We start from the raw sequence: 21,280 nt of genomic DNA, 5'->3' as shown, positions 1-21,280 counted from the left end.
GTCCACCGCCGTGCGGGCGGGCATGGTGGTTCGCGTGCCGGGGGAACGGCACCGCCCCGCGGCACGACGCGGGGCGACACCACCCAAGGGGGAACCGACATCATGCGTGGAATCGCTCGAGTGGCCACGGCCGCCCTGCTCTCGCTCACCGGCGTCGCCGGGTTCGCCGGCGCGGCCCAGGCCGAGCCGATCGACTACGTCCGCATCGAACTGCTGGAGCTGACCTGCCACGAGCAGAGCGAGGGCGATCACGACGAGGCCTACCTGAAGGTCACCGACGCCAACGGCAACGCCGTGAAGGTGTGGCCCGGCAGCCTCAAGTACCAGACGATGGGCCCGGGTTACGTGCGGTCGATGACGGACGGCAACGGCAACGCGGCCCTCGTCCTCGGCAAGCAGCAGGCCCGCACCATGACGCTGTGGGACTACGACAGCACGAGCTCCGACGACAAGCTGGGCTCGACGCTCGCCACCGGGAGCGAGGCGGGCGCCGAGGTCCAGTACCGCTCGCTCGAAGGGTCCGGCGGCGTCTACACCATCGCGTACCGGGTCATCGACATCTGACGGTCCCGGTCCGGGCGGCGGTGCCGCGCGGACCGGGTGCGGCGGTGCCGCCGGGCGGGTGCCGTCCACCCGCCCGGCGGCGCGGTGTGCGGCGCGCCGCACACCGCGCCGCTCTGCTCACCTGATGGGGCGGGCCTCGATCCCGCAGGAGATCAGTGGCCGGCCGCGTTCAGGCGCTTGGTGCAGCCCGACCGCTGCGGGCAGGTGGGGGAACAGGTGCCGCAGTCGGGCGTGGGCGAATCGGAGCCGGTGCCGGGCTGAGGGGAAGCCCAGCAGCACTTGCGCCACGGCCAGGCACAGCAGTTCCGGGTTCGACGACTTCGGCGGTCGCCCGATCCGGTGACGAGGCGGCACATGGTCGTCGATGAACACGTACAGGGCCGCCGGAAGGGCGTCCAGGCCGGAAGTCACGTTTCAGCCGCGGGCGATGGACTGTTCGATGAGGGCCACGGTGGCGCGGGGATCGTCGACCTCGATGACGAGGCGGTCGTAGCTTTCGGCGTCGGCGAGTTCGATGACAACCGCCTTGTCCGGGTTCTTCACGTCCCAGAAGAGGCGTTCACCGTTGTGGCGGAAGCGGCCGGCGGTGATGACGCCGGGCAGGTAGGTGCCCACGACGCGGATGCCCTTCGGTTCGCGGGCGATGCCGGGGTCGTGGGTGGCACCACGTACGTGGGTGAGGGGGATCTCCAGGCGGCTCTTGAGAGTCCAGAGCTTGTCGAGGCCCTGGAATTCGGCGGTCAGCAGGCCGCGTTCACGGTCGATGGAGATCAGGGCCATGTCAGTGTTCCTTGGGGGTGGTCGGCAGGGCGCGCAGGCGCAGGCGGGTACCGAGGACGGTGGAGGCGAGTTGAGGGGCGGCGTCGCCGTGGGAGGGGCGCAGGGCGTCCTCCAGCGCTTTGATGCCTTCCGCGACCAGCGCCGCGACTTCCGGGTCGTGGGGGGCCCGTTCGGCGGCGGCGAGGAGGAGGAGTCCGGCGGCCGGGCCGTTGTCGTAAGAGGCGACGGCTGCCGTCAGCGCCTGCGCGGGGTCGCTGAGGGTGGCGATGGCGGCGGTGGTCGGGTGGATCTCGTGGTCGAGGTGGTTGCGGAGGGCGGTCAGATGCAGGCCCCGTTTGGAGCCGAAGACCTTGTAGAGACTGCCGCGGTGGATGCCGGTGGCTGTGACCAGGTCGTCCACCGAGGTGCCCTCGTAGCCGTGGGCGGCGAAGAGGGCGGCCGCGGCACTGACGGCCTGATCGGTGTCGAAGGCGCGTGGTCGTCCCATGCTCATGACCGTATGTGATTAAAGAACGATCGGTCAAGAACGGGTGTTCTTTTACGGGAGGCGCAGGGAAGCCGACGCTTCTCCGGGGGCACCCCTGGCGATGAGGCGGTGCTGCTCCGGGTCCGGCGGGCGCGAACGTCTTCGCGCAGAGGCCTGGAGTTCCGCGGCGGCCTTGTGCCCGCCTGGCGGCAGGTCAGGCCGACGGGCGGCATTCGCCGTGGCGGCGACCAGCACACACATCGGACTCACGCACGGCAGTCTTCTAGCCGCCCGGGCCTCCACCTACACCACGGAGCCACGCACCCGCCCGGCCACGCCGCCGAGCGAGCCCCGCATGAACCAGGGTCCCCGTCCATCGGCGAACCGGCCCTCGCCGCCAACGACGTCGACCGGAGCGGCACCGGTTTCCGGTTGCGTGAGGTGAAGCGGTTCGAGACCGGCGGCCGGGCCTGACGGCTCGGCAGCCGGGGCGGGTGATCCGGGCGACGGTCCGCTTCCGGCTCACGGAGCGGTACTCGATTCCGCGTGGCGCCGGCCGCTCAGGGTTCCATGGGGAGGGACGGCTGCTCGGGCGCCGGGCCCAGGTACGTGTACTCGGTGGACCGTGCGATGCCCGCGGAATCCAGGCGCCGGCGGAAGCGGACCCGGAAATGGACGTTGTCCCCCAGGCCAGGACGCATGCGCAGCAGTTCTGCGGGTTCCTCGAAGCGGACGTCGTAGGCCGGCGCGTTCTTGGCCGTCCCCGTCTTGACCTTCACCCAGTCGCTTTCGCGCAGTTCGGTGGTGCGGCCGGAGACAGTGATCTCCTGATCGCGGTCCCCGGCGGCGGAGACCGCGTTCTCCACAGGGCCGAGCAGGGTGTCGCCCCACGGGAGGCGCAGAGCACCGGCGTCGGTGTCCGGGCCGGTCAGGTGCAGCGGAAGCTCTTCGGCGAGGCGCGCGTCCAGTTGGTGCTCGCGCAGCGCCGCAAGGAGGGTCGCATGGTGTTCGGCCTCGACATCGTTGTCGTCCCGGTCCTCGGTCCCCATCCGATCCAGGAGCCGTGCCGCAGTCTCGGCGGCCGTGGGGTCCTCCGCCAGGCGCGCGTGCCTGCGTTCCCGCCGGCCGTCGCCCCCGGCCGTCATGTGCTCGAAGAGGCGCCTCTCCGCCGTCCCGTCGGGGGCACAATGGTGTGGCGTCAGCAACTCGAACACCTGCTGGAGGTTGGCCGATTGCGCAACGTCACGCTCCAGGTGATGCCGACAAGCAGCGAGGCTCATCCAGGAGTGGACGGCAGGATCGAGGTGCTGAAGTTCGGGGATGGAACGGCAGTGGGACGCTCGGACGGCGCGTTCAACGGCCGCCCGGTCTCCGACCCGAAACAACTGCGAGTCCTTGAGCTGCGGTACGGCACTGTCCGGGCCCTGGCCCTCCCGCCTCGGGAGTTTGCTGGGAGAGACATGATCCGCAACGCCTCCGCCGGGGACGCCTCCGAACTGGCGTGGTTCAAGAGCAGCTACAGCAGCGGAACCGACGGCGAGTCCTGCATCGAGGTCGCCACCACCCCCGGCACCGTCCACGTTCGCGACTCCAAGAACCTCGGCGGCCCTCAGCTCGCGCTCACGGCAAACGCGTGGGCGGACTTCGTGACGTACGCGTCGAGGCCCTGACCCTCCACTGATTGCGCTCCGCGCCAAGTCCGTACCGGGCGCGGAGTATGTTGACGCCCTGGCTCAGAACAGGGCGTATTCGGCTTGGGGAACAAGCCGCCATCGTCGGCCCCCCAGCGCACCGCGTCGAGGAAGGCGTCGAGGCGGTCGGGCTCGGCGAACCCGTTCCCCGCGGAGGGGAGAACGTGGCCGTCGTAGACCTCGGTCGCCCGCTCCAGCTCCCACACGACCCGCAGTTCCTCGTCCCGGGCGTCGTCCTCCAGGGAGACGAGCCGGACCAGGTGGGTGGCCTCGGCGGCGCGGGCCTGGTCGTCAGAGGCGAGGGCGGACCGGGTCCCCTCGGTCACCACCCAGGGGCGGTTGCGCACGGTGACCTGCTGGCCGGGGGAGGGGACCGAGTCCGGGACGTCTGCTTTCCGTGGTGGATGCGTCCAGAGGGCGTCCCGCAGGTGAATCCGGTCCGGAGACGTCCTGTGGCCCGGTACTTCTTCGGCCCGGCCCCGTCCTCGGCGGCACGACGAGCGCGCGGGGTGCCCCTCCGGTGGACGGTCCACCACGGTCCACGCCGGAACGTCGGCCTCCTGGCTCCGGCCGGCATGCCGGCTTTGGCGGGTGGCTCGGTTCCGGCATGGTGCCCGGCGCAACCGGAACGGCCCGGGCGCACGGCCGCACCTCGGTCGGCCGGGGGCCTTCCCCAGGCTGCCCGGAACACGCACTGGTTCGGTCTTCAAATGCGGGCTTCCACTGCACCCTGAAACGAACATATAGGGCCGGTGGAGTGAGGTTAGAGCCCACATTCGCCGCCTCGGAACGGGCGCTCCCCGGTTGCGTGACGGATGGATCGCACGGCGCTGCCCGGCGCCCGGGGTGCGGATGCGCGGACCTGAGCGGAAGCGGCAGGTTCCCTGCCCACAGCGCTGTCACAGGCAGGCCCTACGATGCGCAGACTTGTTCGTAAGAATTCTGTTTGAGGATGCGCACGTCATGACTTTCAGCACCCCGTCCCGGTCCCTGCGCGGCACGGCCGCCGCCCTCGCCCTGCTCTCGCTCTCGGCCGCGGGATGCTCCGTGCTCGACAACGCCAAGGAAGGCGCGAAGAAGGTGGCGCGCCAGAGATCGGTCTTCTCGCTGGCCGTCGGAGACTGCTACAACCCGAACAGCGGGACGGCCGAGGGCGAGGAGTTCGCCATCGAGATCGTGCCCTGCGCCGAGCCGCACGAGGGGCAGGTCGTCGGCGAGTTCAAGATCGACGACGCGGGCGCCTTCCCCGGTGACGACGAGGTCTCGGCGATCGCCGACGAGCGGTGCCCGGTCGAGGCGCAGAAGTTCGCCCCGGACACCTGGGCGCTCCCCGAGGGCGTCGGCATCCTCTACTACCACCCCACCGCGGAGAGCTGGGCGACCGGTGACCGCGCCGTGAGCTGCGCCTACGCCAAGGAGACGGGCAAGTTCTCCGGCTCGGTGAAGGCCAAGTCCGTGGACGCCGACCAGGCCGCGTACCTCAAGGGCTCGAACGCCGTCTACGACGCCCTGTGGATGAACCAGCCCGAGGCGGAGGACGTGGAGAGCGACCTCAAGGGGTACAAGGCACAGGCCAAGGCCGTCGCCACCGCCCTCGACGCGCACGTCAAGGCCCTGAAGGGCATCGGCAAGCCGGAGACCGGCAAGCTCCGTGCACAGCTGGAGAAGGCCACCGCCGAGTGGAAGAAGGCCGCCGCGGCCGCCGACGCGGACGCCTTCTACATCGCGTACGACGCGGCCTTCACCGGCATCGACCCGAACAAGACGGTGGCCGCCCGCAAGGAGCTGGGCCTGGCCGCCACCGTCCCGGCCGACGACGCCGAGGTCTGGGCCGGCTGACCCCGTCCTCGCCCTCCGGCGCGCGCCCGCCGCGTGCGCACCGGAGGTCTGCCGCGCACCGCGCAACCGTGCAACCGCGCGGGCGCTCCCGGATCCCGGCGCCCCCGCACCTACCGCGCGGGGGCGCCGGCGCCGGAAGCGGGCTGGTCCGTGCCGCAGTACTTGCACCTGCTCGCCGCGGCGGGCAGGTCCTCCGACAGGCAGGCCGGGCATTTCTTGACGGGGCCCGGCTCGCCGAAGACGGTGACGCCGCGGCGGGCCTGGGAGTGCTTGTACGGCACGACGATCAGGAAGTACACGACGGCCATGAAGATGACGAAGTAGATCAGGGCCGAGATGAACTCGCCGAGGTTCAGGTACGTCGCCTCGTTCCCCTCGTCCCCGAGCTGCCAGCCGAGCCCGGCCGACCCGCCGCCCTGGAACCGGGCCACGATCGGATTGACGACGTAGTCGGTGAACGCCTTGATCAGCGTGGAGAACGCCAGCGCGGTGACCAGGCCGACGGCGATGACGATGACGTCACCGCGCATGAGGAAGTTCTTGAAGCCCTTCAGCACGATCCGCTCCTCGGTCCGCGGCCGGAGTGCTCAGCCGGCCGCCGGTCCCACCCTCACGCCGATCGCCGGGCGGTGCGACACCGGTACGCCCGTCCGGGTGCGCGGTGCCCACGTCAAACTGGTCCGGTCACGGCGTGAGCGGCTGGAGCCGTACCATCCGGACCGTCGGCCGGACCTTCGCGATCGCCTCGAAGTCGTCGTCCGCATGAAGGACGGTGAGGTGGTGCTGCTCGGCCGTGAGGGCGATGAGGATGTCGATCGGGGAGGGGCCTCGATGATGGCCGATTCGAACCAGTTCCCGCTGCACAGAGATGATCTTCGGCCACGGATCATCGAGGACCGGCACCCAGCCGAAGGTCTGGCCGAGCATCGTGAAGAAGGGTTCGTAGTCGCGGTCCGCGCGCAGGCCCGGCATCAGCTCGGATTCAACCGGAGCGCAGATGGCGACGAGCCCCCGGGCCACGCGATCCGGCCAGGGATCACTGATCTGGCGGCGCAGGAGTCGCCACACTGCGGACGTGTCGGCGAGGTAGGTCACAGGCCTGATCGCTCCCTCTCCTCGAGCACGTCGAAGTCGAGGAAGGCGTCGGCGTTGTCCTGGAGCCAGCGCAGGGCTCTCGCTCGGTCGTCGGCGCTGATCGCCGCCGCTATCGTCAGCGCCCGGTTGATGGTGTCGCGCTTGGTCCTGGTGCCGAGCTGCTGCTGGGCGAAGGCCAGCATGTCGTCGTCGACGTCGACCAGGGTCTTGGACATGACGGCCTCCCGAGATTGATATACGCCTGTGTTCAATATATACACCTGCGCTTCAGGCTGGGTCGCATCGGTGCATTCCGCGTGTCGCGGTCGCGCGGCCCAGGCGCGCCCGACGGTCTGAGGTTCTCAGCGGGGTCGGTCGGGAAGGGAGCCGATGGGCTGATGGAACAGCTCTTCCGGCGCGTCGATCTCGTGCACGCGGTTCAGCCAGGCGTCGAGCGTGGCCGGATCGGCGCATGAGGCGATGCGGTTGCGGACGCCGGGTGTGAGCACGGCCCTCCGCTGTTCCAGCGCGATGAGTACGGCTTCCGCCCGCACTTCGCACAAGGTGGCGTCGCGGCCTTCGGTCGCGGCCCGGGTCTCGGCCCTGCCTTCGGCCTTTCCTCTGATGTAGGCGCTCTCCAGAATGCTGCCGCAGCCGGGGAAGTAGGTGACGGGGCGGCGCCAGTAGTGCGCGCGTCCGGGAGGTGTGTCCGGCGCCGGAGGCGAACCGCCGACTGCCGCGCGGACCGGCAGGGCGTGCGGCGGGCGGCGAGCGGGTCTGTGGCCGAGGAGCTGGTCCACCAGGTAGTCGACCACCGCCAGATCCTCCCGATCGAGCTCGCCGATGCGCCGGTACAGCGCGATCCAGGGGCTGGACTGCTCGTCCCGGGGTCGTTCCTGGGTGCTCATGACGATGAAACGTAGGGGCCGAGCGTGGGCTGCGTGACCGACCGCCCGTGAGCCCCACGACATCGGGTGAATCCCCGAAGACTCGTTCGTGTCGAAACCTGTGCCGGCGCCCCGGGAGGGGGTGGGTTTGGTTCGCGGCGCGGCCCGGGTAACCTCTTCGGCTCGATTGGCTATCGGACTGCCGCCTATGGCAGACTATCGGGGTTGCTCGGTTGAGTGCCGATGCTGCGCGCCTCCCGTCGGGAGGACTGGAAGCGAGTCCCGCAGTACTCGTCACCCCTTGTCAGGGGTGGAAGTACGGGAATCTTCCGGGAAGCGTCAGTGGGGTGCCTCGGCCAGGAACCTGGTGGGTGTCCTTCTCCCGCACAAACCCCTTCTCGTAGGGAATCCGCATGGGATTTTTTAACGAGGGGGGCGCGACACGCCCGACCGCGTGGGTCGGAGAGAAGGTACCGGAAGGCCCGGTTCCAGAGCGTTATGAGACTAGGAAGAACAGGAAGCCATGGCGGGACAGAAGATCCGCATCAGGCTCAAGGCCTATGACCACGAGGTCATCGACTCCTCGGCGAAGAAGATCGTCGAAACGGTGACGCGCACTGGTGCGTCGGTCGCGGGCCCGGTGCCGCTGCCCACTGAGAAGAACGTGTACTGCGTCATCAAGTCGCCGCACAAGTACAAGGACTCGCGCGAGCACTTCGAGATGCGCACGCACAAGCGCCTGATCGACATCCTCGACCCGACGCCCAAGACCGTTGACTCGCTGATGCGCCTGGACCTTCCGGCCGGCGTTGACATCGAGATCAAGCTCTGAGAGGCGCGGAAGAGATGGCTAAGCAGATCAAGGGCATCCTGGGCGAGAAGCTCGGCATGACCCAGGTCTGGGACGAGAACAACCGTGTCGTCCCGGTCACCGTGGTCAAGGCCGGTCCGAACGTCGTGACCCAGGTCCGTACGAACGACACCGACGGCTACGAGTCGGTCCAGATCGCCTTCGGCGAGATCGACCCCCGCAAGGTGAACAAGCCCCTCAAGGGCCACTTCGCCAAGGCCGACGTCACCCCCCGCCGCCACCTCGTCGAGATCCGTACCGCCGACGCCGGCGAGTACACCCTCGGCCAGGAGATCACCGCCGAGGTGTTCGAGGCCGGCGTCAAGGTCGACGTCACCGGCAAGAGCAAGGGCAAGGGCTTCGCCGGTGTCATGAAGCGCCACAACTTCCGTGGCCTCGGCGCCGGGCACGGTACCCAGCGCAAGCACCGCTCGCCCGGTTCCATCGGTGGCTGCGCCACCCCGGGCCGTGTGTTCAAAGGCCTCCGCATGGCGGGCCGTATGGGCAACGAGCGGGTCACCACCCAGAACCTGACCGTCCACGCCGTTGACGCGGAGAAGGGTCTGCTGCTCATCAAGGGCGCGGTTCCCGGTCCGAACGGCGGCCTCGTCCTGGTCCGTACCGCGGCCAAGGGGGCCTGAGGTAACGATGAGCACCATTGACATCCTTTCGCCCGCTGGCGAGAAGGCCGGTAGCGTCGAGCTCCCCGCGGAGATCTTCGACGCCAAGGTCAGCGTTCCGCTGATCCACCAGGTCGTCGTCGCCCAGCTGGCCGCTGCCCGCCAGGGCACGCACAAGACCAAGACCCGCGGTGAAGTCCGCGGCGGTGGCAAGAAGCCGTACCGCCAGAAGGGCACCGGCCGCGCCCGTCAGGGTTCGACCCGCGCTCCGCAGTTCGCCGGCGGTGGCGTCGTCCACGGCCCCGTGCCGCGCGACTACTCGCAGCGGACCCCGAAGAAGATGAAGGCCGCCGCCCTGCGCGGTGCCCTCACCGACCGGGCCCGCAACTCCCGCATCCACGTCGTCTCCGGCGTGATCGAGGGCGAGGTCTCCACCAAGGCCGCCAAGACGCTGTTCGGCAAGATCTCGGAGCGCAAGAACCTGCTCCTGGTCGCCGAGCGCAGCGACGAGGCCGCGTGGCTGTCCGCCCGCAACCTGCCCCAGGTCCACATCCTGGAGCCGGGCCAGCTGAACACGTACGACGTGCTCGTCTCCGACGACGTGGTCTTCACCAAGGCCGCCTTCGAGTCCTTCGTGTCCGGCCCCAAGGCCGCCAACGACACCGAGGGGAGCGAAGCCTGATGGCCGAGATCACCAGCAAGACCTACACGGACCCGCGCGACATCCTCGTCAAGCCGGTCGTGTCCGAGAAGAGCTACGCGCTTCTGGACGAGAACAAGTACACGTTCATCGTCGACCCGCGCGCGAACAAGACTCAGATCAAGCAGGCCGTGGAAACGGTCTTCTCGGTCAAGGTCACCGGGGTCAACACGATCAACCGGCAGGGGAAGCGCAAGCGGACCAAGACCGGCTTCGGCAAGCGCAAGGACACCAAGCGCGCCATCGTGACCCTTGCTGAGGGCGACCGAATCGACATCTTCGGCCAGGCCTCCTAACGGAGCGCCCTGGTCCGATATCGGACGAGGACTGAGAAATGGGTATCCGCAAGTACAAGCCGACGACTCCGGGCCGTCGTGGCTCCAGCGTCGCCGACTTCGTCGAGATCACGCGGTCCACGCCGGAGAAGTCGCTGGTCCGCCCCCTGCACAGCAAGGGCGGCCGTAACAACGCCGGTCGTGTGACCGTTCGCCACCAGGGTGGTGGCCACAAGCGCGCCTACCGTCTGATCGACTTCCGTCGTCACGACAAGGACGGCGTGCCTGCCAAGGTCGCGCACATCGAGTACGACCCCAACCGCACCGCGCGCATCGCGCTCCTGCACTACGCGGACGGCGAGAAGCGCTACATCCTCGCCCCCCGCGGTCTGCAGCAGGGTGACCGGATCGAGAACGGCCCCGGTGCCGACATCAAGCCCGGCAACAACCTGGCGCTGCGCAACATCCCGGTCGGTACGACCCTGCACGCCATCGAGCTGCGGCCCGGCGGCGGCGCGAAGTTCGCCCGCTCCGCGGGTGCCTCCGTGCAGCTGCTGGCGAAGGAGGGCTCCATGGCCCACCTGCGCATGCCGTCCGGTGAGATCCGCCTGGTCGACGTCCGCTGCCGCGCCACTGTCGGCGAGGTCGGCAACGCCGAGCAGTCGAACATCAACTGGGGCAAGGCCGGCCGCATGCGCTGGAAGGGCGTCCGCCCGACCGTCCGCGGTGTGGCCATGAACCCGGTCGACCACCCGCACGGTGGTGGTGAGGGCAAGACCTCCGGTGGTCGCCACCCGGTCAGCCCGTGGGGTCAGAAGGAGGGTCGTACTCGTTCTCCCAAGAAGGCGAGCAACAAGTACATCGTCCGCCGCCGCAAGACGAACAAGAAGCGCTAGGAGCGGGTTTAGATGCCGCGCAGTCTCAAGAAGGGGCCCTTCGTCGACGACCACCTGATCAAGAAGGTGGACGCCCAGAACGAAGCCGGCACCAAGAACGTCATCAAGACCTGGTCCCGTCGCTCGATGATCATCCCGGCCATGCTGGGTCACACGATCGCGGTGCACAACGGCAAGACCCATGTCCCGGTGTTCGTCACCGAGTCCATGGTCGGCCACAAGCTCGGCGAGTTCTCGCCGACTCGCACCTTCCGCGGCCACGTCAAGGACGACCGGAAGTCGAAGCGCCGCTAACGGCGGGGTGTGACTGACTATGACTTACACCGAAGGGACAACCATGGAAGCCAGGGCCCAGGCGCGGTACATCCGCGTCACGCCCATGAAGGCCCGCCGTGTGGTGGACCTCATCCGTGGCATGGACGCCACGGAGGCTCAGGCGGTCCTGCGTTTCGCCCCGCAGGCCGCGAGCGTGCCGGTCGGCAAGGTGCTGGACAGCGCCATCGCCAACGCCGCGCACAACTACAACCACACGGACGCCTCCTCGCTGTTCATCAGCGAGGCGTACGTCGACGAGGGTCCGACCCTGAAGCGGTTCCGCCCGCGGGCCCAGGGCCGTGCCTACCGGATCCGCAAGCGGACCAGCCACATCACCGTGGTCGTCAGCAGCAAGGAAGGAACCCGGTAATGGGCCAGAAGGTAAACCCGCACGGGTTCCGGCTCGGCATCACCACGGACTTCAAGTCCCGGTGGTACGCCGACAAGCTGTACAAGGACTACGTCAAGGAAGACGTCGCCATCCGTCGGATGATGACGTCCGGCATGGAGCGCGCCGGTATCTCGAAGGTTGAGATCGAGCGCACCCGTGACCGTGTCCGCGTGGACATCCACACCGCCCGCCCGGGCATCGTCATCGGCCGCCGCGGCGCCGAGGCCGACCGCATCCGCGGTGACCTCGAGAAGCTCACCGGCAAGCAGGTCCAGCTGAACATCCTCGAGGTCAAGAACCCCGAGATCGACGCTCAGCTCGTGGCCCAGGCCGTTGCCGAGCAGCTGTCCTCCCGCGTCTCCTTCCGCCGCGCCATGCGCAAGAGCATGCAGTCGGCCATGAAGGGCGGCGCCAAGGGCATCAAGATCCAGTGCGGTGGCCGTCTCGGCGGCGCCGAGATGTCCCGCTCGGAGTTCTACCGCGAGGGCCGTGTGCCGCTGCACACGCTGCGCGCGAACGTCGAGTACGGCTTCTTCGAGGCCAAGACCACCTTCGGCCGCATCGGCGTGAAGGTCTGGATCTACAAGGGCGACGTCAAGAACATCGCCGAGGTTCGCGCCGAGAACGCCGCGGCCCGTGCCGGCAACCGCCCGGCCCGTGGCGGCGCCGACCGCCCGGCCCGTGGTGGCCGCGGTGGCGAGCGTGGCGGCCGCGGCCGCAAGCCGCAGCAGCAGTCGGCTCCGGCCGCCGAGGCCCCCAAGGCCGACGCGCCCGCCGCTGCTCCGGCTGAGAGCACCGGAACGGAGGCCTGACCGAAATGCTGATCCCTCGTAGGGTCAAGCACCGCAAGCAGCACCACCCGAAGCGCAGCGGTATGGCCAAGGGCGGTACCGAGGTGTCGTTCGGTGAGTACGGCATTCAGGCGCTCACCCCGGCGTACGTGACGAACCGCCAGATCGAGGCGGCTCGTATCGCGATGACCCGCCACATCAAGCGTGGCGGCAAGGTCTGGATCAACATCTACCCGGACCGCCCGCTGACCAAGAAGCCCGCCGAGACCCGCATGGGTTCCGGTAAGGGCTCCCCGGAGTGGTGGGTCGCGAACGTCAAGCCCGGTCGGGTGATGTTCGAGCTCTCCTACCCGAACGAGAAGATTGCGCGTGAGGCGCTTACCCGCGCTGCTCACAAGCTCCCGATGAAGTGCCGGATCGTGCGGCGCGAGGCAGGTGAGTCGTGATGGCGGCCGGTACCAAGGCGTCCGAACTGCGTGAGCTGAACGACGAGGACCTCGTCGCGAAGCTCCGTGAGGCCAAGGAAGAGCTGTTCAACCTCCGCTTCCAGGCGGCGACCGGCCAGCTCGAGAACCACGGCCGACTGAAGGCTGTCCGCAAGGACATCGCCCGGATCTACACCCTCATGCGTGAGCGTGAGCTCGGCATCGAGACGGTGGAGAGCGCCTGATGAGCGAGAAGAACGTGACTGAGACTGCAGCTGAGAACGCGCGCGGATTCCGCAAGACCCGTGAGGGTCTGGTCGTCAGCGACAAGATGGACAAGACCGTCGTCGTCGCCGTCGAGGACCGTGTCAAGCACGCGCTGTACGGCAAGGTCATCCGCCGTACCAACAAGCTCAAGGCGCACGACGAGCAGAACGCCGCGGGCGTCGGCGACCGTGTCCTCCTCATGGAGACCCGGCCGCTGTCCGCGACGAAGCGCTGGCGCGTCGTCGAGATCCTCGAGAAGGCCAAGTAATTCCTGCGGGGCACCCCCCGCAGGACAGTTCCGCCAGGCTCCGGGGGCCGCGTGAGTGGCCCCCGGGGAACCGGCAGACGATCAGGAGATAGACGTGATCCAGCAGGAGTCGCGACTGCGTGTCGCCGACAACACTGGTGCGAAGGAAATCCTTTGCATCCGTGTGCTCGGTGGCTCAGGTCGCCGCTACGCGGGTATCGGTGACGTCATCGTCGCCACCGTCAAGGACGCGATCCCCGGTGGCAACGTGAAGAAGGGTGACGTCGTCAAGGCGGTCATCGTTCGCACCGTCAAGGAGCGCCGCCGCCAGGACGGCTCGTACATCCGCTTCGACGAGAACGCGGCCGTCATCCTCAAGAACGATGGCGACCCCCGCGGCACCCGCATCTTCGGCCCGGTGGGCCGGGAGCTGCGCGAGAAGAAGTTCATGAAGATCATCTCGCTCGCGCCGGAGGTGCTGTAAGCATGAAGATCAAGAAGGGCGACCTGGTCCAGGTCATCACCGGCAAGGACAAGGGCAAGCAGGGCAAGGTCATCGCGGCCTTCCCCCGCGAGGACCGTGTCCTGGTCGAGGGTGTCAACCGGGTCAAGAAGCACACCAAGGCCGGCCAGACGGCCCGCGGTTCGCAGACCGGCGGCATCGTGACGACCGAGGCCCCCGTCCACGTCTCCAACGTCCAGCTGGTCGTGGAGAAGGACGGCAAGAAGGTCGTGACCCGCGTCGGCTACCGCTTCGACGACGAGGGCAACAAGATCCGCGTTGCCAAGCGGACCGGTGAGGACATCTGATGGCTACCACCACGACTCCGCGTCTCAAGACGAAGTACCGCGAGGAGATCGCGGGCAAGCTGCGTGACGAGTTCAAGTACGAGAACGTCATGCAGGTGCCCGGCCTCGTCAAGATCGTGGTCAACATGGGTGTGGGCGACGCCGCCCGCGACTCCAAGCTGATCGAGGGCGCCATCCGCGACCTCACCACGATCACCGGTCAGAAGCCGGCCGTCACCAAGGCCCGCAAGTCCATCGCGCAGTTCAAGCTGCGTGAGGGCCAGCCGATCGGTGCCCACGTCACGCTTCGTGGCGACCGCATGTGGGAGTTCCTGGACCGCACCCTGTCGCTCGCGCTCCCGCGCATCCGCGACTTCCGCGGTCTGTCCCCCAAGCAGTTCGACGGCCGTGGCAACTACACCTTCGGTCTCACGGAGCAGGTCATGTTCCACGAGATCGACCAGGACAAGATCGACCGCGTCCGGGGTATGGACATCACCGTGGTCACCACGGCGACCAACGACGCTGAGGGCCGCGCGCTCCTTCGTCACCTCGGCTTCCCCTTCAAGGAGGCGTAAGCGAGATGGCGAAGAAGGCTCTCATTGCCAAGGCTGCTCGTAAGCCCAAGTTCGGTGTGCGTGGCTACACCCGCTGCCAGCGCTGCGGCCGTCCGCACTCCGTGTACCGCAAGTTCGGCCTGTGCCGCGTGTGCCTCCGTGAGATGGCTCACCGTGGCGAGCTGCCGGGCGTGACCAAGAGCTCCTGGTAATCCCCTTCTCGGGACTACCCGGAAGCTCTCGGTAAGCACTGGGCTGGCGGGAGCTCCGCTCTTCATGGCTTAGGCTTGGAGGGTTGGGCGCCCGCCGCCCGTACGACTTACTACGCCGTAGGTCCCCGCGCCGCACCCGTCCCGCCACTGAGTGGGGAGAGGGATGGCACAGATAGGAAACCCCGGCGAGAGAGGCCGAAGGCCAATTCATGACCATGACTGATCCCATCGCAGACATGCTTACGCGTCTGCGGAACGCGAACTCGGCGTACCACGACTCCGTGACGATGCCGCACAGCAAGATCAAGTCTCACATCGCGGAGATCCTCCAGCAGGAGGGCTTCATCACCGGCTGGAAGGTCGAGGACGCCGAGGTCGGCAAGAACCTCGTCCTCGAGCTCAAGTTCGGTCCGAACCGTGAGCGCTCCATCGCGGGCATCAAGCGGATCTCGAAGCCGGGTCTGCGGGTCTACGCGAAGTCCACCAACCTGCCGAAGGTCCTCGGCGGCCTGGGCGTGGCGATTATCTCCACGTCCCACGGTCTCCTGACCGGCCAGCAGGCTCAGAAGAAGGGCGTGGGCGGGGAAGTCCTCGCCTACGTCTGGTAGTCGGGAACGGAGGAAAGCACATGTCGCGCATCGGCAAGCTCCCCATCCCGGTTCCCGCCGGCGTGGACGTCACCATCGATGGCCGTACGGTTCAGGTGAAGGGCCCCAAGGGCACCCTGACCCACACCGTTGCCGCGCCGATCGAGATCGTGAAGGGTGAGGACGGCGTTCTCAACGTCACCCGCCCCAACGACGAGCGTCAGAACAAGGCCCTGCACGGCCTGTCCCGCACGCTGGTGGCCAACATGATCACCGGTGTGACCGCGGGATACACCAAGGCGCTCGAGATCAGCGGTGTCGGTTACCGCGTCGCCGCGAAGGGCTCCAACCTGGAGTTCCAGCTCGGCTACAGCCACCCGATTCTCGTTGAGGCCCCTGAGGGCATCTCCTTCAAGGTCGAGACGCCCACCAAGTTCAGTGTCGAGGGCATCGACAAGCAGAAGGTCGGCGAGGTCGCCGCGAACATCCGCAAGCTGCGCAAGCCCGACCCGTACAAGGCCAAGGGCGTCAAGTACGCGGGCGAGGTCATCCGCCGCAAGGTCGGAAAGGCGGGTAAGTAAGCCATGGCATACGGTGTGAAGATCGCGAAGGGCAAGGCCTACAAGGGCGCTGCCCTCAAGCGTCGCCACATCCGCATCCGCAAGCGGATCTCGGGTACCCCGGAGCGCCCGCGTCTCGTCGTGACGCGTTCCAACCGCCACATGGTGGCCCAGGTCATCGACGACATCAAGGGTCACACCCTGGCGTCGGCGTCGACCCTGGACACCTCCATCCGTGGCGGCGAGGGCGACAAGAGCGCACAGGCCAAGCAGGTCGGCGCCCTGGTCGCCGAGCGTGCGAAGGCCGCGGGCATCGAGGCGGTCGTCTTCGACCGCGGTGGTAACCAGTACGCCGGGCGCATCGCCGCTCTGGCCGACGCCGCCCGCGAAGCCGGGCTCAAGTTCTGAGCCGGTTCCGTAGCTAGCGGACGAAACGAGAGAGGTAATCCAATGGCTGGACCCCAGCGCCGCGGAAGCGGTGCCGGTGGCGGCGAGCGGCGGGACCGGAAGGGCCGTGACGGCGGCGCAGCTGCCGCCGAGAAGACCGCGTACGTTGAGCGCGTCGTCGCGATCAACCGCGTCGCCAAGGTTGTGAAGGGTGGTCGTCGCTTCAGCTTCACCGCGCTGGTCGTGGTGGGCGACGGTGACGGCACCGTGGGTGTCGGTTACGGCAAGGCCAAGGAGGTGCCGGCCGCCATCGCCAAGGGCGTTGAGGAGGCCAAGAAGCACTTCTTCAAGGTCCCCCGCATCCAGGGCACCATCCCTCACCCCATCCAGGGTGAGAAGGCGGCCGGTGTCGTCATGCTCAAGCCGGCGTCCCCCGGTACCGGTGTTATCGCCGGTGGCCCGGTGCGTGCCGTGCTCGAGTGCGCGGGCATCCACGACATCCTGTCGAAGTCGCTCGGCTCGGACAACGCGATCAACATCGTGCACGCGACCGTGGCGGCCCTGAAGGGCCTGCAGCGTCCCGAGGAGATCGCGGCCCGCCGCGGTCTGCCCCTCGAGGACGTCGCCCCCGCGGCTCTGCTGCGTGCGCGTGCGGGAGCGGGTGCGTAATGGCTCGCCTCAAGGTCACGCAGACGAAGTCGTACATCGGCAGCAAGCAGAACCACCGTGACACCCTGCGTTCGCTCGGTCTGAAGAGGATCAACGACGTGGTCGTCAAGGAGGATCGTCCCGAGATTCGCGGCATGGTGCACACCGTCCGCCACCTCGTGACGGTCGAGGAGGTCGACTGACATGGCGGAGCAGAACCCGCTGAAGGTCCACAACCTCCGGCCCGCCCCGGGCGCCAAGACCCCCAAGACCCGTGTGGGTCGTGGTGAGGCGTCCAAGGGTAAGACCGCCGGTCGTGGTACCAAGGGCACGAAGGCCCGCTACCAGGTTCCGGAGCGCTTCGAGGGTGGGCAGATGCCCCTCCACATGCGGCTTCCGAAGCTGAAGGGCTTCAAGAACCCGTTCAAGACCGAGTACCAGGTCGTCAACCTGGACAAGCTCGCCTCCCTCTACCCGGAGGGTGGCGAGGTGACGGTCGCCGATCTGGTCGCCAAGGGTGCCGTTCGCAAGAACAGCCTGGTGAAGGTGCTCGGCCAGGGCGAGGTCTCCGTGGCGCTGCAGGTGACGGTCGACGCCGTCTCCGGCTCCGCCAAGGAGAAGATCACCGCCGCCGGCGGTACCGTCACCGAGCTCGTCTGATCGTCCGGGAACCGGACTCGATGACCCGCTTCGTCCGTCCGGGGGGCAACCCCCGGACCACCGGCCGGTCCTTCCGGCCGGTGGACGGTGGCGCCAAACGGGTCACAGACAGCAGAACGGCCTGAAACAACCCACCGGGGATGCCTCTTGTACGGGGCATCCCCGGTTGGTCGTTCCAAGGGGGGCACGTGCGCCGGTAAGGTGGCGTGCACTGTGTTAACTCCCGCTCAGCCTCCCCACAGGGTCGGCGGAGCGGCTTTGCTCACTGACCACATATTCGTCGAACCTCAAGACCGTCACCTCTGACGCACGTGCGCGGGGGTCGCAGGAGGCACCGTGCTCACCGCGTTCGCCCGGGCGTTCAAGACGCCCGACCTGCGCAAGAAGCTGCTCTTCACGCTCGGCATCATCGTGATCTACCGCCTCGGGGCGCACGTACCCGTGCCCGGGGTGAGCTACGAGAACGTTCAGATCTGTATGAACCAGGCGGACGCCAACTCGGGGCTGTTCGGCCTGGTCAACATGTTCAGTGGTGGAGCGCTGCTGCAGATCACGATCTTCGCGCTCGGCATCATGCCGTACATCACGGCGAGCATCATCCTGCAGCTGCTGACCGTTGTCATTCCGCGACTGGAGGCCCTGAAGAAGGAAGGCCAGTCCGGTACCGCCAAGATCACTCAGTACACCCGTTACCTGACGGTCGCCCTCGCGATCCTTCAGGGCACCGGCCTCGTGGCCACCGCCCGCAGCGGCGCGCTGTTCAGCGGCTGCGCGGTCGCGAGCGAGATCGTTCCGGACCAGTCGATCTTCATCACGATCTCGATGGTGGTCACCATGACCGCCGGTACGGCCGTGGTGATGTGGCTCGGTGAGCTCATCACCGACCGCGGTATCGGCAACGGCATGTCGATCCTCATGTTCATCTCGATCGCGGCCGGTTTCCCCGGTTCCCTGTGGGCCATCAAGCAGCAGGGCAAGATCGCCGACGGATGGGTCGAGTTCGGCGCGGTGATCCTGGTGGGTCTCGTCATGGTCGGCCTGGTGGTGTTCGTCGAGCAGGCCCAGCGCCGCGTCCCCGTGCAGTACGCGAAGCGGATGATCGGGCGCAGGTCCTACGGAGGAACCTCGACGTACATCCCGCTGAAGGTGAACCAGGCAGGTGTGATTCCTGTCATCTTCGCCTCGTCGCTGCTCTACATCCCGGCACTGATCGCTCAGTTCAGCAACTCGCAGGCAGGCTGGGCCCAGTGGATCGAACGGCACTTCGTCCGCGGTGACCACCCGTACTACATCGTCACGTACTTCCTCTTGATCGTCTTCTTCGCCTTCTTCTACGTGGCGATTTCGTTCAACCCCGAGGAAGTCGCGGACAACATGAAGAAGTATGGTGGCTTCATTCCCGGTATCCGCGCGGGCCGTCCCACCGCCGAGTACCTCAGTTATGTGCTCAACCGGATCACTTGGCCGGGCTCGCTGTATCTGGGCCTGATCGCTCTGGTGCCAACGATGGCGTTGGTTCTTGCCAGCACGGACCCGAACTCCTTCCCGTTCGGCGGTACCAGCATCCTGATCATCGTGGGTGTGGGTCTGGAAACCGTGAAGCAGATCGAGAGCCAGCTCCAGCAGCGCAATTACGAAGGGTTCCTCCGCTGATGCGAATCGTTCTCGTCGGGCCGCCTGGTGCCGGCAAGGGAACGCAGGCCGCGTACCTCGCCAAGAACCTGTCCATCCCGCACATCTCCACGGGCGACCTCTTCCGCGCCAATATCAGCCAGGGGACGGAGCTCGGCCGCCGGGCGAAGTCCTACATGGACGCGGGAGACCTCGTGCCCGACGAGGTCACGATCGGTATGGCAAAGGACCGTATGGAGCAGGCGGACGCCGAGAACGGCTTCCTGCTCGACGGATTCCCGCGCAACGTCTCGCAGGCCGAGGCACTGGACCAGATGCTGAAGTCCGAAGGCATGAAGCTGGACGCGGTGCTGGACCTGGAAGTCCCCGAGGAAGAGGTCGTCAAGCGGATCGCGGGTCGCCGTATCTGCCGCAACGACTCCTCGCACGTCTTCCACGTCACCTACAGCCAGCCGAAGCAGGAGGGTGTCTGCGACACCTGCGGCGGCGAGCTGTACCAGCGCGCGGACGACTCCGAGGACACGGTCCGCAACCGGCTGGACGTGTACCACACCCAGACCGAGCCGATCATCGACCACTACAGGGCCCAGGGCCTGGTGGTCACCATCTCCGCGCTGGGCGCGGTCACGGATGTGACCGAGCGGGCGATGGAGGCACTGCGCCGCCTGAAGGGCGAGCAGTAGAAGTCACCGCTTCGCGGCGCGGCCCGCGGCACCCCAGGGTGCCGCGGGCCGCGCCGTTTCCCGTACGCGCCGTGCGGTGCCCGCCGGCGGGCACCGCACGGCCGACTGTTGCGGGCGGGGCCGCGTACGGCCGTATCGTGGAGGGCGTCCCGCCGTCCGTGGCGGGACACAACCCAGACGTCGTCCGAGAAAGGCGCCAGCCGCAATGGTGGAGATCAAGACCCCCGAGCAGATCGCGAAGATGCGTGAGGCGGGGCTGGTCGTCGCCGCGATCCACAAGGCCACCCGTGAGGCGGCCGTGCCCGGTGCCTCCACAAAGGATCTGGACGATGTGGCCCGCAAGGTGATTGCCGAGCACGGAGCGAAGTCGAACTTCCTCGGGTACGGGGGCTTCCCCGCGACCATCTGCACCTCGGTCAACGAGGTCGTCGTCCACGGCATCCCCGGCGAGGACGTCGTCCTCAAGGACGGGGACATCCTCTCCGTCGACGCCGGCGCGATCATCGACGGCTGGCACGGTGACGCGGCCTACACCTGCTTCGTGGGGTCCGGGCACGCTCCGGAGCTGCTCGAGCTCTCCCGGGTGACCGAGGAGTCCATGTGGGCCGGGATCGCCGCCGTGAAGAAGGGCAACCGTCTCGCGGACGTCTCGCGGGCCATCGAGAGCTACATCCGGCGCCAGCCGCGTCCGGCGAGCGGCAAGTACGGGATCATCGAGGAGTACGGCGGCCACGGCATCGGCTCGGAGATGCACATGGAGCCCCACCTGCTGAACTACGTCGACAAGCGCCGCCTCCTCGGCCGCAACAACCCGCGGCTGGTCCCCGGCTTCTGCCTGGCCATCGAGCCCATGGTCTCGCTGGGCACCCCGCGCACCGAGGTGCTCGAGGACGACTGGACGGTGATCACCACGGACGGCACGTGGTCCTCGCACTGGGAGCACTCCGTGGCGCTGACCGAGCAGGGACCCCTGGTGCTCACCGCCCCTGACGGCGGGAAGGCGAAGCTCGCCGAGCTGGGGATCACGACGGCCCCCGATCCGCTCGGCTGAGCCGGCCGGGTCCTGGTTAAGGATCACCCGGTTAGGGCATTCTTACCGGATTCGTGTTTTCGGAGGCCCTGTCGTAGACTGGTGCGTCGGCTGTCGTGTACCCGTGTGCCCGCACACGGAGGGCGGCAGTCGATCAAGGTAGCCGATTCGAAAGGCGAAGCGTGGCCAAGAAGCAAGGTGCCATCGAGATCGAAGGCACTGTGATTGAGTCTCTGCCGAACGCCATGTTCAAGGTGGAGCTGCAGAACGGTCACAAGGTCCTCGCGCACATCAGCGGAAAGATGCGGATGCACTACATCCGTATCCTCCCGGATGACCGGGTCGTCGTGGAGCTCTCTCCCTACGACCTGACGCGTGGCCGGATCGTCTACCGCTACAAGTAGATCTTGCCCTGGTCCCGCTCGCGTGGGGCGATGGCACTGACCCGGAGAACCTC

At 67.7% G+C, this 21,280-nt stretch carries 37 protein-coding genes and 1 pseudogene; 29 read left to right on the top strand and 9 right to left on the bottom strand.

Features of this window, described 5'->3' with window-relative positions; genetic code table 11:
- Positions 1 to 102: 102 nt before the first annotated feature.
- On the top strand, positions 103 to 564 hold the full coding sequence (locus GUY61_RS05395) for a hypothetical protein (RefSeq protein ID WP_166628891.1): 462 nt from the start codon (positions 103 to 105) through the stop codon (positions 562 to 564).
- 117 nt (positions 565 to 681) lie between these two features.
- On the opposite strand, the gene GUY61_RS05390 is transcribed toward GUY61_RS05395, so the two are convergent.
- The 4 genes from GUY61_RS05390 to GUY61_RS05375 form a co-directional block, all read right to left on the bottom strand.
- Complete coding sequence (locus tag GUY61_RS05390) at positions 682 to 975, bottom strand: hypothetical protein (RefSeq protein ID WP_243766197.1); 294 nt, start codon at positions 973 to 975, stop codon at positions 682 to 684.
- A gap of 3 nt (positions 976 to 978) precedes the next feature.
- Complete coding sequence (locus GUY61_RS05385) at positions 979 to 1,344, bottom strand: hypothetical protein (RefSeq protein WP_166628890.1); 366 nt, start codon at positions 1,342 to 1,344, stop codon at positions 979 to 981.
- A 1-nt stretch (position 1,345) separates the two neighbouring features.
- Entirely contained in the window at positions 1,346 to 1,831 is a 486-nt protein-coding gene (locus GUY61_RS05380) for a TetR/AcrR family transcriptional regulator (RefSeq protein WP_166628889.1), read from the bottom strand.
- 539 nt (positions 1,832 to 2,370) lie between these two features.
- Positions 2,371 to 2,859: a hypothetical protein gene (locus GUY61_RS05375; protein ID WP_166628888.1), complete on the bottom strand. Its 489-nt coding sequence runs from the start codon at positions 2,857 to 2,859 to the stop codon at positions 2,371 to 2,373.
- A gap of 45 nt (positions 2,860 to 2,904) precedes the next feature.
- On the opposite strand from GUY61_RS05375, the pseudogene GUY61_RS39755 reads away from it, so the two are divergent.
- Positions 2,905 to 3,255 (top strand): annotated as a pseudogene (locus tag GUY61_RS39755) (Scr1 family TA system antitoxin-like transcriptional regulator); the annotation flags it as partial.
- Between the two features lie 15 nt (positions 3,256 to 3,270).
- A complete protein-coding gene (locus tag GUY61_RS39750; RefSeq protein ID WP_166628894.1) occupies positions 3,271 to 3,480 on the top strand; it encodes a DUF397 domain-containing protein in 210 nt (69 codons plus the stop codon).
- Here the strand turns inward: GUY61_RS39750 and GUY61_RS05360 are convergent.
- Positions 3,420 to 3,848, bottom strand: coding sequence for a hypothetical protein (locus tag GUY61_RS05360; protein ID WP_166628887.1), 429 nt, complete (start codon positions 3,846 to 3,848; stop codon positions 3,420 to 3,422). The genes GUY61_RS39750 and GUY61_RS05360 overlap by 61 nt on opposite strands.
- 616 nt (positions 3,849 to 4,464) lie before the next feature.
- Between GUY61_RS05360 and GUY61_RS05355 the strand changes: the two genes are divergently transcribed.
- Entirely contained in the window at positions 4,465 to 5,340 is an 876-nt protein-coding gene (locus GUY61_RS05355) for a septum formation family protein (protein WP_166628886.1), read from the top strand.
- Between the two features lie 110 nt (positions 5,341 to 5,450).
- On the opposite strand, the gene GUY61_RS05350 is transcribed toward GUY61_RS05355, so the two are convergent.
- The 4 genes from GUY61_RS05350 to GUY61_RS39745 form a co-directional block, all read right to left on the bottom strand.
- A complete protein-coding gene (locus GUY61_RS05350) occupies positions 5,451 to 5,897 on the bottom strand; it encodes an MscL family protein (protein WP_166628885.1) in 447 nt (148 codons plus the stop codon).
- Positions 5,898 to 6,024: 127 nt separating this feature from the next.
- Positions 6,025 to 6,435, bottom strand: a complete 411-nt coding sequence (locus GUY61_RS05345) for a PIN domain nuclease (protein WP_166628884.1) — start codon at positions 6,433 to 6,435, stop codon at positions 6,025 to 6,027.
- The gene (locus GUY61_RS05340) at positions 6,432 to 6,650 is read right to left on the bottom strand and encodes a DUF2191 domain-containing protein (RefSeq protein WP_166628883.1); all 219 of its coding nucleotides are present in this window, start codon (positions 6,648 to 6,650) and stop codon (positions 6,432 to 6,434) included. The genes GUY61_RS05345 and GUY61_RS05340 overlap by 4 nt, the downstream gene beginning before the upstream one ends.
- 126 nt (positions 6,651 to 6,776) lie before the next feature.
- Positions 6,777 to 7,322, bottom strand: coding sequence for a hypothetical protein (locus tag GUY61_RS39745; protein ID WP_243766196.1), 546 nt, complete (start codon positions 7,320 to 7,322; stop codon positions 6,777 to 6,779).
- Between the two features lie 502 nt (positions 7,323 to 7,824).
- Here GUY61_RS39745 and rpsJ point away from each other — a divergent pair.
- The 25 genes from rpsJ to infA all read left to right on the top strand — a co-directional run bounded on the left by rpsJ (position 7,825) and on the right by infA (position 21,227).
- A complete protein-coding gene (gene rpsJ / locus GUY61_RS05330) occupies positions 7,825 to 8,133 on the top strand; it encodes a 30S ribosomal protein S10 (protein ID WP_003948644.1) in 309 nt (102 codons plus the stop codon).
- Positions 8,134 to 8,147: 14 nt separating this feature from the next.
- Positions 8,148 to 8,792: a 50S ribosomal protein L3 gene (rplC, locus tag GUY61_RS05325; RefSeq protein WP_166628882.1), complete on the top strand. Its 645-nt coding sequence runs from the start codon at positions 8,148 to 8,150 to the stop codon at positions 8,790 to 8,792.
- Positions 8,793 to 8,799: 7 nt separating this feature from the next.
- Complete coding sequence (rplD, locus tag GUY61_RS05320; RefSeq protein ID WP_166628881.1) at positions 8,800 to 9,453, top strand: 50S ribosomal protein L4; 654 nt, start codon at positions 8,800 to 8,802, stop codon at positions 9,451 to 9,453.
- A complete protein-coding gene (gene rplW, locus GUY61_RS05315; RefSeq protein ID WP_166628880.1) occupies positions 9,453 to 9,767 on the top strand; it encodes a 50S ribosomal protein L23 in 315 nt (104 codons plus the stop codon). The genes rplD and rplW overlap by 1 nt, the downstream gene beginning before the upstream one ends.
- Positions 9,768 to 9,805: 38 nt before the next feature.
- Positions 9,806 to 10,642 carry a 50S ribosomal protein L2 gene (gene rplB, locus GUY61_RS05310; protein WP_166628879.1) on the top strand — a complete coding sequence of 279 codons (837 nt, stop codon included), beginning with the start codon at positions 9,806 to 9,808 and terminating at the stop codon, positions 10,640 to 10,642.
- Positions 10,643 to 10,654: 12 nt separating this feature from the next.
- On the top strand, positions 10,655 to 10,936 hold the full coding sequence (gene rpsS / locus GUY61_RS05305; protein ID WP_166628878.1) for a 30S ribosomal protein S19: 282 nt from the start codon (positions 10,655 to 10,657) through the stop codon (positions 10,934 to 10,936).
- Positions 10,937 to 10,979: 43 nt separating this feature from the next.
- A complete protein-coding gene (gene rplV / locus GUY61_RS05300; RefSeq protein ID WP_166628877.1) occupies positions 10,980 to 11,327 on the top strand; it encodes a 50S ribosomal protein L22 in 348 nt (115 codons plus the stop codon).
- A complete protein-coding gene (gene rpsC, locus GUY61_RS05295; protein WP_166628876.1) occupies positions 11,327 to 12,160 on the top strand; it encodes a 30S ribosomal protein S3 in 834 nt (277 codons plus the stop codon). The genes rplV and rpsC overlap by 1 nt, the downstream gene beginning before the upstream one ends.
- 5 nt (positions 12,161 to 12,165) lie before the next feature.
- On the top strand, positions 12,166 to 12,585 hold the full coding sequence (gene rplP / locus GUY61_RS05290; protein WP_166628875.1) for a 50S ribosomal protein L16: 420 nt from the start codon (positions 12,166 to 12,168) through the stop codon (positions 12,583 to 12,585).
- Complete coding sequence (gene rpmC, locus GUY61_RS05285) at positions 12,585 to 12,809, top strand: 50S ribosomal protein L29 (protein WP_166628874.1); 225 nt, start codon at positions 12,585 to 12,587, stop codon at positions 12,807 to 12,809. Before rplP ends, rpmC begins: the two co-directional genes overlap by 1 nt.
- Positions 12,809 to 13,099: a 30S ribosomal protein S17 gene (gene rpsQ / locus GUY61_RS05280; RefSeq protein WP_166628873.1), complete on the top strand. Its 291-nt coding sequence runs from the start codon at positions 12,809 to 12,811 to the stop codon at positions 13,097 to 13,099. Before rpmC ends, rpsQ begins: the two co-directional genes overlap by 1 nt.
- A 94-nt stretch (positions 13,100 to 13,193) precedes the next feature.
- On the top strand, positions 13,194 to 13,562 hold the full coding sequence (gene rplN, locus GUY61_RS05275) for a 50S ribosomal protein L14 (RefSeq protein WP_003956455.1): 369 nt from the start codon (positions 13,194 to 13,196) through the stop codon (positions 13,560 to 13,562).
- 2 nt (positions 13,563 to 13,564) lie between these two features.
- On the top strand, positions 13,565 to 13,888 hold the full coding sequence (rplX, locus tag GUY61_RS05270; RefSeq protein WP_018847498.1) for a 50S ribosomal protein L24: 324 nt from the start codon (positions 13,565 to 13,567) through the stop codon (positions 13,886 to 13,888).
- Positions 13,888 to 14,445, top strand: a complete 558-nt coding sequence (rplE, locus tag GUY61_RS05265; RefSeq protein WP_053661885.1) for a 50S ribosomal protein L5 — start codon at positions 13,888 to 13,890, stop codon at positions 14,443 to 14,445. Before rplX ends, rplE begins: the two co-directional genes overlap by 1 nt.
- Positions 14,446 to 14,450: 5 nt before the next feature.
- The gene (locus GUY61_RS05260; RefSeq protein WP_003948630.1) at positions 14,451 to 14,636 is read left to right on the top strand and encodes a type Z 30S ribosomal protein S14; all 186 of its coding nucleotides are present in this window, start codon (positions 14,451 to 14,453) and stop codon (positions 14,634 to 14,636) included.
- 209 nt (positions 14,637 to 14,845) lie between these two features.
- A complete protein-coding gene (gene rpsH / locus GUY61_RS05250; protein ID WP_006347222.1) occupies positions 14,846 to 15,244 on the top strand; it encodes a 30S ribosomal protein S8 in 399 nt (132 codons plus the stop codon).
- Positions 15,245 to 15,264: 20 nt separating this feature from the next.
- Entirely contained in the window at positions 15,265 to 15,804 is a 540-nt protein-coding gene (gene rplF / locus GUY61_RS05245; protein WP_166628871.1) for a 50S ribosomal protein L6, read from the top strand.
- 3 nt (positions 15,805 to 15,807) lie between these two features.
- Positions 15,808 to 16,191, top strand: coding sequence for a 50S ribosomal protein L18 (gene rplR / locus GUY61_RS05240; RefSeq protein ID WP_166628870.1), 384 nt, complete (start codon positions 15,808 to 15,810; stop codon positions 16,189 to 16,191).
- Between the two features lie 42 nt (positions 16,192 to 16,233).
- Positions 16,234 to 16,839, top strand: a complete 606-nt coding sequence (gene rpsE, locus GUY61_RS05235) for a 30S ribosomal protein S5 (RefSeq protein WP_166628869.1) — start codon at positions 16,234 to 16,236, stop codon at positions 16,837 to 16,839.
- Positions 16,839 to 17,021 carry a 50S ribosomal protein L30 gene (gene rpmD / locus GUY61_RS05230; protein WP_166628868.1) on the top strand — a complete coding sequence of 61 codons (183 nt, stop codon included), beginning with the start codon at positions 16,839 to 16,841 and terminating at the stop codon, positions 17,019 to 17,021. The genes rpsE and rpmD overlap by 1 nt, the downstream gene beginning before the upstream one ends.
- 1 nt (position 17,022) lies before the next feature.
- Positions 17,023 to 17,478: a 50S ribosomal protein L15 gene (gene rplO, locus GUY61_RS05225; protein WP_166628867.1), complete on the top strand. Its 456-nt coding sequence runs from the start codon at positions 17,023 to 17,025 to the stop codon at positions 17,476 to 17,478.
- Positions 17,479 to 17,814: 336 nt separating this feature from the next.
- A complete protein-coding gene (gene secY / locus GUY61_RS05220; RefSeq protein ID WP_166628866.1) occupies positions 17,815 to 19,131 on the top strand; it encodes a preprotein translocase subunit SecY in 1,317 nt (438 codons plus the stop codon).
- Entirely contained in the window at positions 19,131 to 19,793 is a 663-nt protein-coding gene (locus tag GUY61_RS05215) for an adenylate kinase (protein ID WP_166628865.1), read from the top strand. Before secY ends, GUY61_RS05215 begins: the two co-directional genes overlap by 1 nt.
- 205 nt (positions 19,794 to 19,998) lie before the next feature.
- Positions 19,999 to 20,844, top strand: a complete 846-nt coding sequence (map, locus tag GUY61_RS05210; protein WP_166628864.1) for a type I methionyl aminopeptidase — start codon at positions 19,999 to 20,001, stop codon at positions 20,842 to 20,844.
- A 161-nt stretch (positions 20,845 to 21,005) separates the two neighbouring features.
- A complete protein-coding gene (gene infA, locus GUY61_RS05205) occupies positions 21,006 to 21,227 on the top strand; it encodes a translation initiation factor IF-1 (protein ID WP_003956442.1) in 222 nt (73 codons plus the stop codon).
- Positions 21,228 to 21,280 lie beyond the last annotated feature (53 nt).

Source organism: Streptomyces sp. GC420 (assembly GCF_009916105.1).
Taxonomy (GTDB): Bacteria; Actinomycetota; Actinomycetes; order Streptomycetales; family Streptomycetaceae; genus Streptomyces.
The sequence above is the reverse complement of the archived record's forward strand: the minus strand, read 5'-3'. Positions and strand labels throughout refer to the sequence as shown.

What these genes read in the sequence shown, in the direction of transcription:
- rplX (WP_018847498.1), top strand. Translation starts at nt 13,565, where the DNA reads ATGAAGATCAAGAAGGGCGACCTGGTCCAGGTCATCACCGGCAAGGAC.
- rpmD (WP_166628868.1), top strand. Translation starts at nt 16,839, where the DNA reads ATGGCTCGCCTCAAGGTCACGCAGACGAAGTCGTACATCGGCAGCAAG.
- rpmC (WP_166628874.1), top strand. Translation starts at nt 12,585, where the DNA reads ATGGCGGCCGGTACCAAGGCGTCCGAACTGCGTGAGCTGAACGACGAG.
- rpsS (WP_166628878.1), top strand. Translation starts at nt 10,655, where the DNA reads ATGCCGCGCAGTCTCAAGAAGGGGCCCTTCGTCGACGACCACCTGATC.
- rplF (WP_166628871.1), top strand. Translation starts at nt 15,265, where the DNA reads ATGTCGCGCATCGGCAAGCTCCCCATCCCGGTTCCCGCCGGCGTGGAC.
- rplV (WP_166628877.1), top strand. Translation starts at nt 10,980, where the DNA reads ATGGAAGCCAGGGCCCAGGCGCGGTACATCCGCGTCACGCCCATGAAG.
- rpsJ (WP_003948644.1), top strand. Translation starts at nt 7,825, where the DNA reads ATGGCGGGACAGAAGATCCGCATCAGGCTCAAGGCCTATGACCACGAG.
- rplC (WP_166628882.1), top strand. Translation starts at nt 8,148, where the DNA reads ATGGCTAAGCAGATCAAGGGCATCCTGGGCGAGAAGCTCGGCATGACC.
- GUY61_RS05215 (WP_166628865.1), top strand. Translation starts at nt 19,131, where the DNA reads ATGCGAATCGTTCTCGTCGGGCCGCCTGGTGCCGGCAAGGGAACGCAG.
- GUY61_RS05260 (WP_003948630.1), top strand. Translation starts at nt 14,451, where the DNA reads ATGGCGAAGAAGGCTCTCATTGCCAAGGCTGCTCGTAAGCCCAAGTTC.
- rpsC (WP_166628876.1), top strand. Translation starts at nt 11,327, where the DNA reads ATGGGCCAGAAGGTAAACCCGCACGGGTTCCGGCTCGGCATCACCACG.
- GUY61_RS05380 (WP_166628889.1), bottom strand. Translation starts at nt 1,831, where the DNA reads ATGGGACGACCACGCGCCTTCGACACCGATCAGGCCGTCAGTGCCGCG.
- rplO (WP_166628867.1), top strand. Translation starts at nt 17,023, where the DNA reads ATGGCGGAGCAGAACCCGCTGAAGGTCCACAACCTCCGGCCCGCCCCG.
- rplW (WP_166628880.1), top strand. Translation starts at nt 9,453, where the DNA reads ATGGCCGAGATCACCAGCAAGACCTACACGGACCCGCGCGACATCCTC.
- GUY61_RS05395 (WP_166628891.1), top strand. Translation starts at nt 103, where the DNA reads ATGCGTGGAATCGCTCGAGTGGCCACGGCCGCCCTGCTCTCGCTCACC.
- GUY61_RS05385 (WP_166628890.1), bottom strand. Translation starts at nt 1,344, where the DNA reads ATGGCCCTGATCTCCATCGACCGTGAACGCGGCCTGCTGACCGCCGAA.
- GUY61_RS05355 (WP_166628886.1), top strand. Translation starts at nt 4,465, where the DNA reads ATGACTTTCAGCACCCCGTCCCGGTCCCTGCGCGGCACGGCCGCCGCC.
- GUY61_RS05375 (WP_166628888.1), bottom strand. Translation starts at nt 2,859, where the DNA reads ATGGGGACCGAGGACCGGGACGACAACGATGTCGAGGCCGAACACCAT.
- map (WP_166628864.1), top strand. Translation starts at nt 19,999, where the DNA reads ATGGTGGAGATCAAGACCCCCGAGCAGATCGCGAAGATGCGTGAGGCG.
- rplE (WP_053661885.1), top strand. Translation starts at nt 13,888, where the DNA reads ATGGCTACCACCACGACTCCGCGTCTCAAGACGAAGTACCGCGAGGAG.
- GUY61_RS39750 (WP_166628894.1), top strand. Translation starts at nt 3,271, where the DNA reads ATGATCCGCAACGCCTCCGCCGGGGACGCCTCCGAACTGGCGTGGTTC.
- rpsQ (WP_166628873.1), top strand. Translation starts at nt 12,809, where the DNA reads ATGAGCGAGAAGAACGTGACTGAGACTGCAGCTGAGAACGCGCGCGGA.
- rplR (WP_166628870.1), top strand. Translation starts at nt 15,808, where the DNA reads ATGGCATACGGTGTGAAGATCGCGAAGGGCAAGGCCTACAAGGGCGCT.
- GUY61_RS05340 (WP_166628883.1), bottom strand. Translation starts at nt 6,650, where the DNA reads ATGTCCAAGACCCTGGTCGACGTCGACGACGACATGCTGGCCTTCGCC.
- rpsE (WP_166628869.1), top strand. Translation starts at nt 16,234, where the DNA reads ATGGCTGGACCCCAGCGCCGCGGAAGCGGTGCCGGTGGCGGCGAGCGG.
- rplB (WP_166628879.1), top strand. Translation starts at nt 9,806, where the DNA reads ATGGGTATCCGCAAGTACAAGCCGACGACTCCGGGCCGTCGTGGCTCC.
- GUY61_RS39745 (WP_243766196.1), bottom strand. Translation starts at nt 7,322, where the DNA reads ATGAGCACCCAGGAACGACCCCGGGACGAGCAGTCCAGCCCCTGGATC.
- rplD (WP_166628881.1), top strand. Translation starts at nt 8,800, where the DNA reads ATGAGCACCATTGACATCCTTTCGCCCGCTGGCGAGAAGGCCGGTAGC.
- rplP (WP_166628875.1), top strand. Translation starts at nt 12,166, where the DNA reads ATGCTGATCCCTCGTAGGGTCAAGCACCGCAAGCAGCACCACCCGAAG.
- rpsH (WP_006347222.1), top strand. Translation starts at nt 14,846, where the DNA reads ATGACCATGACTGATCCCATCGCAGACATGCTTACGCGTCTGCGGAAC.